Origin of the sequence: Candidatus Chromulinivorax destructor, from assembly GCF_003366055.1 — a bacterium.
GTDB classification, from domain to species: Bacteria; Babelota; Babeliae; order Babelales; family Chromulinivoraceae; genus Chromulinivorax; species Chromulinivorax destructor.
This window is the reverse complement of sequence record NZ_CP025544.1, coordinates 399828-415014: the sequence shown is the minus strand read 5'-3', so window position 1 is coordinate 415014 and position 15187 is coordinate 399828. Positions and strand designations below refer to the sequence as shown.

The following is a 15187-nucleotide window of genomic DNA, read 5'->3' as shown; positions in this document are numbered from 1 at the left end:
TTTATAGAGATATTATTTTTGGTCCAGCAAAAATAATATTAAGAAACTTTTGACAATAAAAATTAGATTCTGATACAGTCTTATGCAATAAGAAACGGAGAGCAAAAGGAGTTTAGTATGAAAAAGTGTGTTAAATTGTTATTTGAAGTTCAAGATGGTCAAAAAATTCTTGAATCTTTTATTGCTGATCAAGCAGCTTTATTTAAAATAGAAGGTATTGGTCAAGAAATGCATAAAGATTCAATTCAGCTTTTTATTTGTGGGCAAGAAGAGCAAGTTGATGATTTTATTGATGCAATGTATGTAGGAAAAGAATCTATCCAATTAAAAAATATTAAGATAGAGACTTGTTCGACAGATAGATCATATCGAGGAGTTTTTCGCATAGTTGAGTAATTTTTTTAAAAGACAAATTTTATATATATGGTACGATTTTAGATGAAGAGCATAGATTGTCTGTGGTCTAGCCAGATCTTTTGTCTATCGTATACATGTCTTTAAAAAAAATAGTTACTTTTTATTGTCTTTGGTTTTTGTTTCTATTTCAGCTTCCAGTACTGCACGCAGAAGAAATATCTGTTGATTGTAGTTTTGATTGTATTGAATTAGAAAGAGTTTTGCCTTCAAAAATCTTTGTTCAATCGATTGATATTCAGGCTGATTTTCAAGTTGATAAAGATGAACTATTATATCTTATCGACATTGTTCCTATGTCACATATCACTCTGCACGATCTTGTGCAAACAGTTTTTTACTTAAAGAAAAAAGAAGCTTTTTCAAAGATAGAAATCGTTTTTATTCCTGAGGAACTCAAACTTATATTTAAGCTTGAGGGTGTTTTTACGCTTGCATCCTTACGGTTGCATGGTTCAATGATCGGCAAAGAAAAGTATAGAAGCTGTTATATTATGGAAGAAGGCGAATCTTTTGACCGAAAAAAACATGATTATTCTTTAAAAAAAATAAAAGATAAGTTTTTTCAAGAAGGTTTTTTTAATTGCGTTGTCAAAGATGAGCTTGTATTTGATCCTTTGCTTAAAACAGTAAAAGGTGATTTGTATTTATCTAAAGGGCCTCAATTTTCAATAGGGGACTGTCGTTTTGAAATTGAATCGGTTGATGCAATTGATGAAAAAGAAATTCATCTTATAAAGATGCAATTAGGTCGTATATTTTTAAAACGATTTTATGCTCATCGATATACAAAAAATGTTGTAGAAAAATCGATGGCCCATTTTAAGCACTATCTTGATAAAAAAGGTTTTAGTCAGGCCGTGATGAGCTATGAAGAAAGTATCGATTATCAAAATCGGCAAATTAATCTTAATTTTACCTTTTCATTTGATGAAAAAAAAGAGTTTGTATTTTGGGGAAATCATTTTTTTACGCAAGAAAATTTTTTAGAAAATTTTTTGATGTATGGAAAATCTTCGTGGCATTTTCCAAGCGCTATTTTATCTGATGAAATAGAAAACATGTATAAATCAAAAGGATTTTGGGATCTCAATCTTTCCGTAAAAGAAGAGAAAGGCAAAGTTTTTTGTATTATTCATGAAGGTAAACGTGCCATGATTCGGCATGTTGAATGTAAGGATAATTTTCAACTTAGTCAACAGCAGTTGCAATTAAGTTGTTTTAAAAATTTACATAATAATTCTTTTGATAAAGAGACTTTTTCTCAAGCAGTTCATGCACTTAAACAACTGTACATGCAGCATGGATATTGGGATATAAAAGTTGTTAAAGAAGAATTTGTACCTATGAAGCAAACAGCTCATAATAAGTTTATTGATTATAAAATTGTATTAACCCTTGATGAAGGTCCTGCGCAGTATCTTCAGTCTGTTGAAATTAAAGGGTATGATGAATTATTAGAATATGGTCCATTTGCTCAATTTAATAATCTTAAAGAACCAGTTCCGTTTAATCATAGCTGGATAGCTCTTCAAAGAAATTGGTTAATTAACTATTTTAAAGATTTTGGTCATACAAAGGTTATGGTTGATTATGAATATCATAACAACAAGCTGGTTTGGAATGTTCAGGTTGATGAACGGCAAGTCTATTTTGGTAAATTTGTTGTTTCAGGTAATTCTCGCATTCCATTTAAATACTTACAACGTGAACTTACAATTAAGCAAGGCCATGTTTGGGATAAAAAAAATATTGAAAAATCGATAGATAATCTGAGAAATTTAGAACTTTTTGATACGGTCTATATTTACTCGCACAAAGAAGTTGATGATCAAGGGCAGGTTCCAGTTGGGGTAAAGTTAATTGCGGCTGATACCTATGAAATTAGAACTCGACTTGGGGGACAACAGGTTGGTAAAGATTTCTCTTTGCAGCAAGGTTTTTCTTATAAATTTGGGGGAACATTTATCTATAATAATCCATTTAAATTTGGAGATAGACTTGTAGCTGAAGGAGATTTTACTAAATTTTATGGAAATTTATCAGTTCAATATCTTATGCCGTGGTTATTTAATCGTCCAATTCGTTCTCGCATAAAAATATATGATAATAGTTATCGCCAGCCATTATATATTGGTAGTGATGTTTCCATTTATTCTGCCTATCAAAAAGGGGTTTTATTTGGAATGCAAGAAAAACACGATCATCTGAATATGGGGGTAACGCTTGGAGTTGAATTTAAGGGAATTGTGCCAGCTAATATTGAAGATATTGCATTGAGTATTGATTATAATCCAAAGCTTATGCATACACAGTTTGCTTTTGGCTTTGTTGAACCCTCGTTGATGTGGAGTTATGTTGATAATATTCTTAATCCAAAAAATGGATGGAATGCTTTTGTATCATGCCTTGGGATGGCCGATATGGTTAATCAAACAAGTTTATTTAAAGTTGTTGGTGAATATGCTGTATACTTACCATTCACTTCTCGGTCAGTGTTTGCTATTAGAACTCGTGCAGGGCATGTTTTTAATCGTGAGTATAGAGATATCATGCCAATTGATAGATTTTATCTTGGTGGAGCTAACACAATTCGAGGGTATGACAGGGATTACTGTCCACCTCTTGGGCTATTAACAAAGCCAGTTCCTGCACCAAATACTGGATTACCAGCTGCTGCAAATGATTTATGGCATTATGTTAACCAAGGCGGCAGAACGATGTTTAACGTAAATTTTGAAGCAAGATTTCCTATTTACTTACAGTTAGAGGGAGCTACTTTTTTTGATGCTGGAGTTTTAATTAAAGATAGTATTCAAGATGTCCCAGACAACTTACTTGGAGGCGTTGGTTTTGGTTTGCGATATAATACACCGATTGGACCACTACGATTTGATATTGCATGTAAACTTGATAAAAAATATCCTGATTTTGAAAGTCCTTACGCATGGTACTTAACCCTTGGTCAGGCATTTTAGTAAAATATTACGTATAAAAATAGTAGATATAATAGACGAAAGATTATGCATGAAGCAAAACAAACAATATAAGCAAAAAACTAAGTCATATTTACAGACGAAAGTTACAGAACTTTTACCTGTATTAATGGAAACAGTGCAAGAAGATGAGCACGGTACTTTTACATTTACTCATCCAAATTATCCAGAATTAAAAGTTGAAGGCATGACCATAAGTTTTGTGCAAGAACATCTTGAAAGAGCTCTTTTGCGTCAGTTTAAAAATCAATCTGATAAGCATATTGATTTTTTATGCAAGTTGTTATCAGCATAGTTTTAGTTTACTTGGTAAGCAGTCCCTATTCTTTTCACAGTATAGTGGGCTGCTCCTTCTTGAGTCTCATATCAAAATATGATACTATCATGCAGATTGTATCATAATAACCTTCTTGCAACTTAGGCACTATGTATAAAACAAGAGGATCTTTTTTAGTACTGTTATTATGTTCTTTTATGAATGTTTGTTGTCACACTCAAACAGAAAATCAAAGAGATCATACAATTACTGTTTTTGTTCATGGAACATCTGTTGCTCGCAGAATGATTAATATGAGCCCATTACGGCCTCGGGTCTATTGTCCTCAAGGCTTAACTCTTGCTATAGATTTACCGAAAAATTATCATTATCATCAAATGGCACAAAGCTGTGCAGACTTACATAATGAATTGTATTCAGTTGATAGGTTTTATCTTTTTGGATGGCGTTCTGAATCATTTAGTCATAAAAATCGAATGAAATCTGCAAAAAAATTAATGAAATCATTAGAGCATCTTGCTGCGAAGTATTATGAAAAACATTCTATTATTCCTGATATTCGACTAATTGGCTTTTCTCATGGAGGCAATGTTGTTTTAGACACTGCTTATTACGCGCCTCTTAAAATATCTGATCAGACTATCAATATTGAAGCTTGGTTATTAGGTACACCTATTCAAAGAATTAATCATGATTGTGTCAATCATTCACATTTTCAAAAAGTGTATTCTGTGTATTCAAAGAAAGATTGGTTACAAAGAATTGATCCACAGGGAATTGTTAATAAAAAAGCAAGAAAAGCACATTTTTGGTCAGACAGAGTATTTGATGCAGATGCACGTTGCGTTCAAGTCAAATTTACAGTCAACTCTCAATCGATTCGTCACACATCGTATCGTTCAATCTTTAAATATTTTCCTTCTATTCAAAAGTTAATTGAACAAGCTGCTCAAGGATTAGATACATGTATGGTAGAAGTTGATTTTACATTGTAATATATCTACGCTGTGTGAGCCAAATTTTAAAATAGTATAATAATCAGCATATTTTTTTATTGACTTGTAACAGCATAGTTTGCATTTTTGCGGTTGGATATTATAAATAATAAAAATGTAATGAGAGCTATAGACATCTATATTTTTCAAATTTTGTAAAAAGCGGTTGAGCAATACCAGATCTCAATTATTTTTTGTTGATAACAAATACTATTTTCTCTTTAAAAAACAGTTTTTATTGTTTATACATAAAAATATGAATAGATTATACAAAAAAGAATATAAATATATATGCAAAACATATCAGATATATTGTAATAATTTTAAGGTTTTTACAACGTCTGGCATGAAGTGAGGGTTATTTGATATAAAGGTTTTTGTATGAACAAAAAGATCTGGATGATGCTGTTGTTGGTTGGTTATGAATTACCATTGATTTCAGTTGGACAGCCGACGGAAGATCATTCTATTACAATTTTTGTTCATGGGACCTATTTAATGCGCAAGCTTTTTCAATATTCTCATTATCGACCTTTAATGTATTGCCCTCAAGGACTTTCCCTTGCAAAAGATCTTCCTGATTATTACCACTTTAATAAAATGGCAAAAGGATGCATGCATTGTGATTGTAAATCATACAACATGGATCAATTTTATGTTTTTGGCTGGAAGTCTGAGCATGTCAATGATTACACTCGTAACAACTCAGCACGGGATCTTGTAGACCAGCTTTACAAAGTTGTGACTGATTATTATACAGAGCATCAAGTTATTCCTAAGGTTCGACTACTTGGCTATTCACATGGTGGAAATGTAGTTTTAAATATGGCAAACCATTTACCTTATTATCCCGATATTGAAATGGAAGTATGGCTTTTTGGTACGCCAGTGCAGCAAGTTAATCACAACCAAGTGTACACACACTGCTTTAAGAAAATTTATTCGGTATATTCAAAAAAAGATTGGATTCAGGTTGTAGATCCTCAAGGAATAAAAAATAAAAATGCTAATTTTTGGTCAGGTCGAACATTTGAAGAAAATGCCCCATGTATTCAAGTCGAGATTCTTGTCAATGGCAAAGGCATTGCACACGATTATTACAATCAGCTGTTTCAGCTTTTTCCTAAAATAAAGCAAGCTGTAGATAGTCAAGCCGGAGATATGGAGAATGGTATGATTACGGTTGATTTTAAAAAATAGTTTAATAGAAAAGCCCTGAAGATCTTATAAGATCTTCAGGGCTTTTCTATTTTTATTTAAAGTTTATTCTGTACCAAGTAATTTAATATCGAATATTAAAGTAGAGTTTGCAGGAATAACTGAAACAGATCTGTCACCGTATGCCAAATGAGCAGGTAAAAGAACAATGCGTTCTTCGCCAATTTTCATATCTGCAAGTGAAAGATCCCAGCCTTTAATAACTTGTCCAAATCCTAAAGTGAATTGAAACGGTTCACCGCGATCAAGACTGCTATCAAATTTCTTGCCAACTTCATGACTACCTTTTAAAAGGCATCCTGTATAATGAACGGTAACAATATCACCAACTTCAGGTTTTTCTTGATCAGATTCTTTAACTATTTTATAGACAATACCATGCTTTGATGTTGTAAAATCTTCTAAATGTAACATCTCACCTGATGTAATATTGCTTTTCATACAAAGTATCTTTCGTTTTTGAATTATGCTGCTGAAATAAATTCGATTATAAATATTAATGATGCATCAGCTGGAATATGCCCTTGAGCTCGATTGCCATACGCTTCTTTTGAAGGAAGAACAACAATACGTTTTTCACCCGGTTTCATAGTTGCAAGCATTTTATCCCATCCAGAAATCACTTGACGCATGCCAAGTCTAAAACTAAATGGTTTTTGGCGCTGAACGCTGCTGTCAAATACTTCACCAATAGAATACTCGATTTGTTTTTTATCATTCATTTTTTTAACAAGAAAATAGCCGGTGTAATGAACGGTTAAGACTTCACCTTTGCAAGGTAATTTTCCTGTACCAGATTTTATTGTTTTATAATAAATTCCATCATTGGTTTGTGTAAATTCAGTTGCTGAATTTAAATTCAATTTATCGCCAGTTGTAAATGGTTGTTTATTGTCATTTTTTGTAAGTTTAGCTTCACGTCCTGATTGCACAAGAACAGGCGATAAAGCTGACAAGAAAAACAGCGTTGATAGAACTAATATACTTTTTTTCATACAGAATCCTTTTTTATATGTATTGAAATAGTTTATCATAAAACGAAAAACATATCGAATCAGCCTCTTTATCTACTTATTGTTTTGACAAAGTATCATTGCTCCTTTACTATTAAAATTTGTAATTAATCATAGTTTATATAGGGATTTTAATGCTGAATTATTTTTTATCGCACCTTGAATATATTGAAGACTTCGTTTGGACTTATGGCGGCGTCCCAGCATTGATGTTAGTTGGCATTTATTTTACTTATAAATCAAATTTTTTTCAAATTATGCATATGCCTGAAATCTTTAAGATTTTTCATAGTTATATCTATCAAAAATCTGAGCATGTTCGTGGTGTTAAGCCATTGTATGTGTTTTTTGCTTCAATTGGTGGGTGCATAGGTATTGGAAATGTTGTTGGCGTATGTACAGCTGTTCAATTAGGTGGACCTGGTGCTGTTTTTTGGATGTGGATTGCTGGTTTTTTTGGCATGTTAGTAAAATATGCAGAGATTTATTTAGGCATGATATATCGAATTAAAGATAAAGATAATAGCTACACTGGTGGTCCTATGATTTATCTGCAACAACTGCAAGGGGGTAAATTTTTATCATCATTAGTTGCATTTTTATTTTGTATTTATGGGACTGAAATTTTTATTTTTAAAACGATAACTCATACAATTATTGCAGGATGGGGCTTTGAAAAAATTATTGTTGTCCTACTTTTAATGTTTTTAGTTTTAATCATTGGTCAAGGCGGATTGCAGTTAGTAGGCAAAGTAAGCTCTGTTGTGGTACCACTATTTTTAGTTATTTTTGTATCAATGAGCCTTTATATTCTCGCTATCAACATAACCATGCTTCCAGGAATACTTAAACTTATTTTCATTTCAGCCTGGACACCTCATGCTGCAATTGGAGCTTTTGCAGGTTCGACGATGATGACGACGATGACATACGGAATTAAAAGAGCTTGTTATTCAGGCGACATTGGTATTGGTTATGCATCAACAATTCATAGCCAAACATCTGAAGTAAGTCCAAGCAGAGAAGCTTCTATGGGGATTATGGGCATATTTATGGATACATTTATTATCTGTACCTTAAGCCTTCTTCTTATTTTAGTAACAGGAACATGGAAAGATGGTATTCATCAAACAGTATTAGTAGCGCAAGCTTTACAACTTTACTTTCCGTATATTAATCTTTTCTGGCCAATGTTTATTTTCTTGCTTGGTTATAGTTCGTTAATTTCATTTTACACTGTTGGTAAAAATGCAGCTGTGTTTTTATGGGGTGAAAAAGGTAATAAAATATACCCTATTTTTGCAGGGTCTGCTTTCTTACTATTTTCGTATGTTGGTGAAAATGATCATGCGATGATGTTTATGGCAATTACGGGTATGTTATTATTGATTTTGAATATGTATGGAATTGTGATGTTGTCTGATAAAATTAAATTTAATTTAAAAACAAAAGAGTAACTATGAAACGTTTGATGCTGCTGCTTTTTTTATGTGTACCTGTTGTCATAACTTCTATGCCTCAAGCATCTAAAAAAGAAAACAATAATCAAGAGCAAGCAACTTGGCAACGCCAGTATATGCCACTGTCATGCAGTCAACGTTCTTTTGTTTATACAGTTGCTTTGGCATTGATATGTGGTCCTGTTATTATGATTCAGCCAGTTATGCATCCTATTGACCTTCTGCAAGTTCCGGCACAAAATAATGTTACGCCATTAAGTGCATATGTGTATCAACATCAGATGAAAAAAACAGCTCGTATTAAAAATAGCATGATACAAAAAAAGATATCGAAAAATCCATCACATCGATAGTACATAAAAAAAGCCCATCAATTTTGATGGGCTTTTTTATTTATCCAAGTCGTGCGTAATATTTTTTCGCGCGATTTATTTTTTTAGGTTCTTTTACTAATTCTTTTTCTTCGTATTGGTAAAGTGCTGCAACTTCTTGAGTTGTTAAATGTCTCCATTCACCGGTACGTAATTTTTCTTTGGTAAGACCAGCATATGAAAATCTATCTAACTTAATATCTGGATGGCCAAGTTCTTCAAATAGTCTTCTTACAATGTGATTTTTGCCACTGTGAATTGTAACATTTACGATTTTTTTTGAAGATGTTGGGTAACCTGCTTCATCAACTTTCATGAAACCATCTTCCAGTGGAACACCTTGTAAAAGTGTTTCTATAACACTTTTAGCAATTGATGTTTCGCTTGTTACTTGATACATCTTTGGAACTTCATATTTTGGATGAGCAAGGCGTTGCGTTAGATCACCGTCATTGGTCATGATAATTAAGCCAGTTGTACTACGATCAAGTCTTCCAATTGGGTACAAGCGTTCTTTAAATACACCAGCAAATAAATCAGTAATTGTTTTTCTGTTGTTTTCATCAGCAACAGTACAAATAACATTTTTAGGTTTATTTAAAAGAATGTAGATTTTTTTTTCTGGTGTAATTGGATTGTTTTCTACCGTAACAAGATCAGTTGCTTTTACGAGAGTAAAAGGAGTTTTAACTTGTATGCCATTGATGCGAACCTTACCATTTTTAATAAGATCTGTTGCTACTCGACGTGAGCAATAACCTGCATGAGCAATATATTTATTTAACGCAATTTCAGAATTTGTGGTCATAAGTAAATTTTTATTTGAGATGATTAATGTGCTTTTATATACAGTTTAAACGTTTTTTCATGAAATGTATGCCTATTATTGAGCAAATTGCTGCAAAAAATAGAATCATGGCGCAACAGGGAATAAAAGGAAGTGATCCAGCGCTGTTAATTGTAGCAGATCGCCCACCTTCTAAAATGTAGGTCATCGGGTTGCATAAATCAAGATATGCAAGTGCTGGAGAGACTTTGTATAAAACGCTCCATGGAAATTGAAAACAACCTAAGTACCAGATGGGAAACAATATTCTTAGCCATACATTATCAACTTGAGACATATCTTTAAGCGATATTGCTAAAATTAAAGAAAATGCTCCATAAAATATTGATGCACAGATAAAAATAAGTATAAATTTCCACCATGAAAAATCAGGAAAAGCATGACTATTCATAAGAAGAAGTAAGCCACAAGGTACAATTGAAAGAGATATAACAAATGATTGTAGTGCATTACTTATCATAATTTTTAAAAATATAAGCCACTGTGCAACTGGTAAAGTGAGCTCATAAGCAATCGCATGATTTTCTGTAATATCTTCAACCAGACTCATTGCATTTTGCATGACAATAAAAAGACCATAACTGACAGCAGAGCTGATCAAAATAAATGGTGCAAAATTATCTAAACCCATAGAAGGTAAAAACATTCGAGCAATAGCAACTGAAATTACAACCCAATACAAAGCCATCCGTAAACGATGTAAAAAATTTCGTTTAAATATATAAAAATCTCGATGTAATAGTTGCAAAATTACACCAGCTTGTTGGTAAAAACTATCAGTCATAATGAATTCCTAAATCGCATCAAGGCGTCGTTTTAAAAGATGAATTCCAATATATCCCATAGGAATAGTAAATATCATAAGCATCATGCAGCAGATCCAAAATGATATCGATAATGCTGGATCAAGCGTAGCTCCACGAATACCTTCAAACATGTACATGACTGGATTGAAAAGATTGATGTAACTCATGACTGGAGATACTTCATGCATAACTTTCCAAGTAAACTGAAAACCACCAAGAGCAAATAATGGAAAAAGTATGCCACTCCAAATATCTTCAATTTGCATAAGATTTTTTGTGATTCCAATAATGAACAATGAAAAGAATCCTGCAAAAAATGAGCTTAAAAAAATAATGAGTAATAATTTTGGTAGGCAAAAAAATGGAAAGCTCAGATAGCTCCACAAAATAATTTTACCAGCAGGAATAATTAACAGTGATAATAATCCTGCATGCATGCCATTTGATATTGCAATTTTAATAAACAGCAGGGTATGGGAAATTGGCAATGTCATATCGTAAGTAATTGCTTTATCACCATCAAGGTCTGCAACCATTCTACAGACTCCATCCATAACACCAAAAAAAGCTCGAGATATAACGCAGCTGACCAGTAAGAAGTCACCCTTATAGGTACATCCAAGTTCAGGCATAATAAATTGATACACAACTAACGACAAAATAACCCAACAGAGTATATTAATTGCATTATTAACTGCATTTTGTAAAAAAATACCAAAGTCTCGTTTCAAAAGTTGTGTGAAAACGTGCAGCTGAATATAAAAAGTTGTAAGCATAAAAATTCCTAAAGGCAATCAAGTCGTTTTTTTAGATTTCGTATGCCAATGTATCCACATAGCATAGAAAAGAATACAAGCATCGCCATACAGTTCCAAAATGGTAGATAATTTTGAGTAGGTAAAGCTGTTGACCGAATTCCTTCCATAATGTAGGTAATTGGATTACAAAGATTCATGTAAGCAAAGGTTGGAGCAACGCCGTGTAACATTTTCCAAGGAAATTGAAAACCACCTAAAAACCATAAAGGAAACATAATTCTGCTTCGCACCATGGTCAAAGAAGGTAAGTCAGATACATAACTTGCAACTAAAAGAGTTAAGAATCCATAAAAAACATTGATCATAGCAAAAGCAATCAGAAAGCAAGGCCAGTTAATTGAAGAGAATAGTAAAGCATCTCCAAGAATTAATTTTCCTAAAGGAAATATAAGTATAGAGCTTGCCATTGATCGATAAGCACTTGCCAAAGCTTGCTCTACAAAAAATAAAGATGTTGGTATTGGCAACGATATGTAATAACTGATTGTTCGATCGCCTTCGATATCACCAAGAAATATTGCAATTGTCGTGAGCATTTCAAAAAGACCCCAAATTGCAAGGTTGCCAATAAGAATGAATGTTCCATATTGTGGATCTTGTATACCAAATAAAGGCATAATATTGTGAGCTATAATAAGGTTACTTCCAGCCCAGACAAAAGCGTCAATGGTTCTTGGGAGCAACTTTTTATTATAAATTTCTATGTCTTTAGATAAAAGAGCATAAAAAGTTTGTAGAATTTTTTTATTCAGCATCAATGTTTGCATCCTCTTTAATGATTTCGATGAATACATTTTCAAGGTTGGTTTGATTATACATTCTTTTTAAATTATCTGGGGTATCGATGAGCTTAATAACACCTTTATCTAAAATACAGACGCGATCAGATAAATACTCCGCTTCATCAAGATAGTGAGTTGTTAACAGAACGGTGACGCCTTCTTTTTTAAGTTCTTTGATCACATCCCATAAGTTACGTCGAATGTGTGGATCAAGTCCTACAGTTGGTTCATCTAAAATAACAATTTTAGGTTGATGCATTAAAGTTCTGGCAAGTAAAAATCTTTGTTTGTAGCCACCAGAAAGAATAGATCCCTTTGATTGAGCGTATTGAGTTAAGCTAAATTTTTGCATTAAAAGTTGCGCGCGCTGTTTAATTTCATTGCTTGGAACATTAAAATATCTGCCTGCAAAGTAGAGATTTTCTTCGATGGTTAGCATGGTATCAATATTAGGTTTTTGAGGGCAAAATCCAATAATTCTACGGTAGTTAATTAAGTCTTTATAGATTGATGTGCCTTGATATAAAATATCACCAGATGTTGGGGGGTTAAGGGATGATATAATTGACGACAGAGTTGTTTTACCAGCACCATTAACACCAAGCAAACTTAAAATTTCACCTTGATAAATATCAAGAGAAACGCCTTTTAAAGCTCTAATTGTTTTAGTATTTGTTACAAATGTTTTTGTAACATTCTGTATAGATAATAAGATATCTGATGACATGTTCTAACCTTTATGCCATGAATAAATAAGAAAAAATAATTGTATAGATACAAGATAAATGATTTATTGCTTTAGTCAATTGTGATAGATCAACCACTATTATTTAATTTGATAAGACATAAAGAAGCTTTATTGTTGGATTATAAAGCTTCTTTACATGGCATGATTTTATCGATTTTTTATTCAGGAAATAGTTCTAAAAGATCGTAGACGGACTTAAACCGACGAACATGTTTATTTATTTTAGTTTCTAATTTTTGATCATAAGCAATCAGCAAATTATCAAAACCAAATTTAGCAGCTTCTTTTGCATGGATATCGATATTTTGAATTGGTTTAATTAATCCAGTTAAAGATACTTCACCTAATGCAATTGTTTGCGCAGGTACAGGTTTTTGAAAGTAGCTAGAAAGTAAGGTTAAAGCTATGCCTAAATCAGCAGAGTTATCTTTGATTTTGATTCCGCCACTTAATTTAAAGAATATGTCACATCCACTAAACTTAATGTGCAGATATTTTTCTAAAATTGCAGCAATTAAAACGATCTGTTTATGGTCAATGCCGGTTGCAACTCGTTGAGCAACGCTAAATTGAGTCTGTATAGTTAAAGCTTGAAGTTCTAAAAATAATGGTCGCGTTCCTTCAAGACAGCTAATTAATACTGAACCTGGGGTGTGTTTTGTGTCATTGATTAAATGTTGATTAATATTTTCTATAGCAATCATGCCGGTGCTTGTCATTTGAAAAAAACCGATTTCATTAACTGACCCAAATCTATTTTTTTCTGATCGTAAAATTCGAGTTTGCCATTTATCTTCTTTTTGTAGGTAAAAAACTGCGTCAACAATATGTTCTAATATTTTTGGTCCAGCCATTTGGCCTTCTTTGGTGATATGGCCTGTTACGATAATGGCAATGTTATTATCTTTTGCTAATTTCATTAAATAAAATGCTGTTTCACGAAGTTGTGTAATAGTCCCTGGAAGGCTAAAATTCTCTGAACTGTAAATATTTTGAATCGAATCGATAATAACAAGATCAGGTTTTTCTTGTTTGCAAGTTTCTACAATAATTTCAAGCGTTGCTTGTGTAGAAAATAGCAAAGTTTGCGATGGATGGTTGAGTCGTTGAAATCGCATTTTTACTTGAGCAAGTGACTCTTCGGTAGAAAAATAAAATACTTTATATTTTGCAGATAATTGAGCGCTCACTTGTAGTAAGAGTGTTGATTTACCAATACCAGGATCGCCAGTAACAATAGAAAAAGATCCTGGAACAATACCGTTTCCGGTAACACGATCCCATTCTGATATTCCGGTGATAAATCGAGGAGCTTCATCTGTTGAAATATTATCAAGTGATGTCATTGCAGCTGTTTTGCCGGGCGCAGAATTTTTTGGTTGTGCAGGTGATTGTGAGACTTCTTCTAAGGTATTCCATTTGCGGCATTCAGGACAACAGCCTTGCCACTTTGGAGTTTGGTATTCACAGTTTTGACATTGAAAATAGTTTGATACTTTTGCCATTAATAAACCTTATACAGTAATAGAGTTTAGAGGGACAGTCATTTTTATTTTTAAAAATAGCTTGTAAACAGTATGAGGCCCGAAGGCCTCATGAACTATATTTAATCTTTTCTTATGATATGACAATTTCTGCAACGAGGTTTGTATTCAATGTCACCAACCATAATAATTGGATCGTTGTAATGAGCAGGTTTGCCATCGATAACGCGTTGCGTAATGCAATAGGTATCTGATCCACATTCTGTGCAGATAGCAGTTAATTTAATAACTTCATCAGCTAATGCTAAAAGATCGCCCATAGCACCAAATGTTTCTGATCGAAAATCAAGATCAAGCCCTGATACGATAATTTTTTTATGAAGAGCCAGCATGTCGTGAACAAATAAAATCAGTTCTTCTTTGTTAAAAAATTGTGCTTCATCAATTGCAACGACAGCATAGTTTTTTTCAAGAACAATTTTTTTCATTTCAGCGACATCATTGACTGCAATGCATTTAATTGAACTACCATTGCGTGAGGTGATATAAATTGAAGGATCTTTTTCGTTATTTGCAAGTACGCGATTATCAAGACATGGCTTAAAAATACCAATAAGATCTGGGTTTGCAATCACAAATTTACTTGCTGCAGCAATCAGAGCTTCAGTTTTTCCGCTACACATTGAGCCGACGATGACAGTAAGAGAACAGTTTTGATTCATGTTACGAGCTTGAATTAAGTTGAAGGGTAATAAAAATATAATTGACGCAAGTAAGGTTACTTTATGAAAGTTTACCATGAAAAACCTTTGTAGAATAATTTTTTTATATTGTAAAGATGACTTTATTTGAGTGTAAGTTATAAAAAAGTTGTTTTCTAGTCTTACATTTTAACTTTTATTATGGTAGCTCGTATCTGTTTCTTGATTAGCAAAGGCATTTGAACAAGTTGATTTTC

16 protein-coding genes are annotated in these 15187 nt (G+C 32.7%); 7 read left to right on the top strand and 9 right to left on the bottom strand.

Annotated features, from left to right (window positions below):
• Window positions 1-117: 117 nt before the first annotated feature.
• From C0J27_RS02105 to C0J27_RS02085, 5 genes are all read left to right on the top strand, one after another.
• Complete coding sequence (locus tag C0J27_RS02105) at window positions 118-396, top strand: acylphosphatase (protein ID WP_115585545.1); 279 nt, start codon at window positions 118-120, stop codon at window positions 394-396.
• 95 nt (window positions 397-491) lie between these two features.
• Window positions 492-3392: a BamA/TamA family outer membrane protein gene (locus C0J27_RS02100; protein WP_115585544.1), complete on the top strand. Its 2901-nt coding sequence runs from the start codon at window positions 492-494 to the stop codon at window positions 3390-3392.
• 49 nt (window positions 3393-3441) lie between these two features.
• The gene (locus C0J27_RS02095; RefSeq protein WP_115585543.1) at window positions 3442-3705 is read left to right on the top strand and encodes a hypothetical protein; all 264 of its coding nucleotides are present in this window, start codon (window positions 3442-3444) and stop codon (window positions 3703-3705) included.
• 131 nt (window positions 3706-3836) lie between these two features.
• Complete coding sequence (locus C0J27_RS02090; RefSeq protein ID WP_162801733.1) at window positions 3837-4682, top strand: hypothetical protein; 846 nt, start codon at window positions 3837-3839, stop codon at window positions 4680-4682.
• Window positions 4683-5063: 381 nt separating this feature from the next.
• Window positions 5064-5882: a hypothetical protein gene (locus C0J27_RS02085; RefSeq protein WP_115585541.1), complete on the top strand. Its 819-nt coding sequence runs from the start codon at window positions 5064-5066 to the stop codon at window positions 5880-5882.
• 63 nt (window positions 5883-5945) lie between these two features.
• Here C0J27_RS02085 and C0J27_RS02080 read toward each other — a convergent pair whose 3' ends face one another.
• On the bottom strand, window positions 5946-6341 hold the full coding sequence (locus C0J27_RS02080; RefSeq protein ID WP_115585540.1) for an FKBP-type peptidyl-prolyl cis-trans isomerase: 396 nt from the start codon (window positions 6339-6341) through the stop codon (window positions 5946-5948).
• A gap of 23 nt (window positions 6342-6364) precedes the next feature.
• Complete coding sequence (locus C0J27_RS02075; protein WP_162801732.1) at window positions 6365-6895, bottom strand: FKBP-type peptidyl-prolyl cis-trans isomerase; 531 nt, start codon at window positions 6893-6895, stop codon at window positions 6365-6367.
• A 152-nt stretch (window positions 6896-7047) separates the two neighbouring features.
• Here C0J27_RS02075 and C0J27_RS02070 point away from each other — a divergent pair, with 152 nt between their 5' ends.
• Both C0J27_RS02070 and C0J27_RS02065 read left to right on the top strand, forming a co-directional pair.
• On the top strand, window positions 7048-8370 hold the full coding sequence (locus C0J27_RS02070) for an amino acid carrier protein (RefSeq protein WP_115585538.1): 1323 nt from the start codon (window positions 7048-7050) through the stop codon (window positions 8368-8370).
• Between the two features lie 2 nt (window positions 8371-8372).
• On the top strand, window positions 8373-8726 hold the full coding sequence (locus tag C0J27_RS02065; protein ID WP_115585537.1) for a hypothetical protein: 354 nt from the start codon (window positions 8373-8375) through the stop codon (window positions 8724-8726).
• A gap of 40 nt (window positions 8727-8766) precedes the next feature.
• Here the strand turns inward: C0J27_RS02065 and C0J27_RS02060 are convergent, their stop codons facing one another.
• From C0J27_RS02060 to C0J27_RS02030, 7 genes are all read right to left on the bottom strand, one after another.
• Complete coding sequence (locus C0J27_RS02060; protein ID WP_115585536.1) at window positions 8767-9552, bottom strand: pseudouridine synthase; 786 nt, start codon at window positions 9550-9552, stop codon at window positions 8767-8769.
• Window positions 9553-9586: 34 nt separating this feature from the next.
• On the bottom strand, window positions 9587-10375 hold the full coding sequence (locus tag C0J27_RS02055; protein WP_115585535.1) for an ABC transporter permease: 789 nt from the start codon (window positions 10373-10375) through the stop codon (window positions 9587-9589).
• Window positions 10376-10384: 9 nt separating this feature from the next.
• On the bottom strand, window positions 10385-11173 hold the full coding sequence (locus tag C0J27_RS02050; protein WP_162801731.1) for an ABC transporter permease: 789 nt from the start codon (window positions 11171-11173) through the stop codon (window positions 10385-10387).
• 8 nt (window positions 11174-11181) lie between these two features.
• Window positions 11182-11970 (bottom strand): ABC transporter permease, encoded by a 789-nt coding sequence (locus C0J27_RS02045; RefSeq protein ID WP_162801730.1) that lies wholly within the window; start codon window positions 11968-11970, stop codon window positions 11182-11184.
• Window positions 11960-12724 (bottom strand): ABC transporter ATP-binding protein, encoded by a 765-nt coding sequence (locus tag C0J27_RS02040; protein ID WP_115585532.1) that lies wholly within the window; start codon window positions 12722-12724, stop codon window positions 11960-11962. The genes C0J27_RS02045 and C0J27_RS02040 overlap by 11 nt, the downstream gene beginning before the upstream one ends.
• Before the next feature lie 179 nt (window positions 12725-12903).
• Window positions 12904-14250 (bottom strand): DNA repair protein RadA, encoded by a 1347-nt coding sequence (gene radA / locus C0J27_RS02035; RefSeq protein ID WP_115585531.1) that lies wholly within the window; start codon window positions 14248-14250, stop codon window positions 12904-12906.
• A gap of 101 nt (window positions 14251-14351) precedes the next feature.
• Window positions 14352-15029, bottom strand: coding sequence for a thymidine kinase (locus C0J27_RS02030; RefSeq protein ID WP_115585530.1), 678 nt, complete (start codon window positions 15027-15029; stop codon window positions 14352-14354).
• Between the last annotated feature and the right edge of the window lie 158 nt (window positions 15030-15187).

Excerpts from the sequence above, each read along its gene's own strand:
- C0J27_RS02095 (WP_115585543.1), top strand. The coding sequence starts at position 3,442 with ATGAAGCAAAACAAACAATATAAGCAAAAAACTAAGTCATATTTACAG.
- C0J27_RS02055 (WP_115585535.1), bottom strand. The coding sequence starts at position 10,375 with ATGACTGATAGTTTTTACCAACAAGCTGGTGTAATTTTGCAACTATTA.
- C0J27_RS02085 (WP_115585541.1), top strand. The coding sequence starts at position 5,064 with ATGAACAAAAAGATCTGGATGATGCTGTTGTTGGTTGGTTATGAATTA.
- C0J27_RS02050 (WP_162801731.1), bottom strand. The coding sequence starts at position 11,173 with ATGCTTACAACTTTTTATATTCAGCTGCACGTTTTCACACAACTTTTG.
- C0J27_RS02070 (WP_115585538.1), top strand. The coding sequence starts at position 7,048 with ATGCTGAATTATTTTTTATCGCACCTTGAATATATTGAAGACTTCGTT.
- C0J27_RS02030 (WP_115585530.1), bottom strand. The coding sequence starts at position 15,029 with ATGGTAAACTTTCATAAAGTAACCTTACTTGCGTCAATTATATTTTTA.
- C0J27_RS02060 (WP_115585536.1), bottom strand. The coding sequence starts at position 9,552 with ATGACCACAAATTCTGAAATTGCGTTAAATAAATATATTGCTCATGCA.
- C0J27_RS02080 (WP_115585540.1), bottom strand. The coding sequence starts at position 6,341 with ATGAAAAGCAATATTACATCAGGTGAGATGTTACATTTAGAAGATTTT.
- C0J27_RS02090 (WP_162801733.1), top strand. The coding sequence starts at position 3,837 with ATGTATAAAACAAGAGGATCTTTTTTAGTACTGTTATTATGTTCTTTT.
- C0J27_RS02040 (WP_115585532.1), bottom strand. The coding sequence starts at position 12,724 with ATGTCATCAGATATCTTATTATCTATACAGAATGTTACAAAAACATTT.
- radA (WP_115585531.1), bottom strand. The coding sequence starts at position 14,250 with ATGGCAAAAGTATCAAACTATTTTCAATGTCAAAACTGTGAATACCAA.
- C0J27_RS02100 (WP_115585544.1), top strand. The coding sequence starts at position 492 with ATGTCTTTAAAAAAAATAGTTACTTTTTATTGTCTTTGGTTTTTGTTT.
- C0J27_RS02045 (WP_162801730.1), bottom strand. The coding sequence starts at position 11,970 with ATGCTGAATAAAAAAATTCTACAAACTTTTTATGCTCTTTTATCTAAA.
- C0J27_RS02075 (WP_162801732.1), bottom strand. The coding sequence starts at position 6,895 with ATGAAAAAAAGTATATTAGTTCTATCAACGCTGTTTTTCTTGTCAGCT.
- C0J27_RS02105 (WP_115585545.1), top strand. The coding sequence starts at position 118 with ATGAAAAAGTGTGTTAAATTGTTATTTGAAGTTCAAGATGGTCAAAAA.
- C0J27_RS02065 (WP_115585537.1), top strand. The coding sequence starts at position 8,373 with ATGAAACGTTTGATGCTGCTGCTTTTTTTATGTGTACCTGTTGTCATA.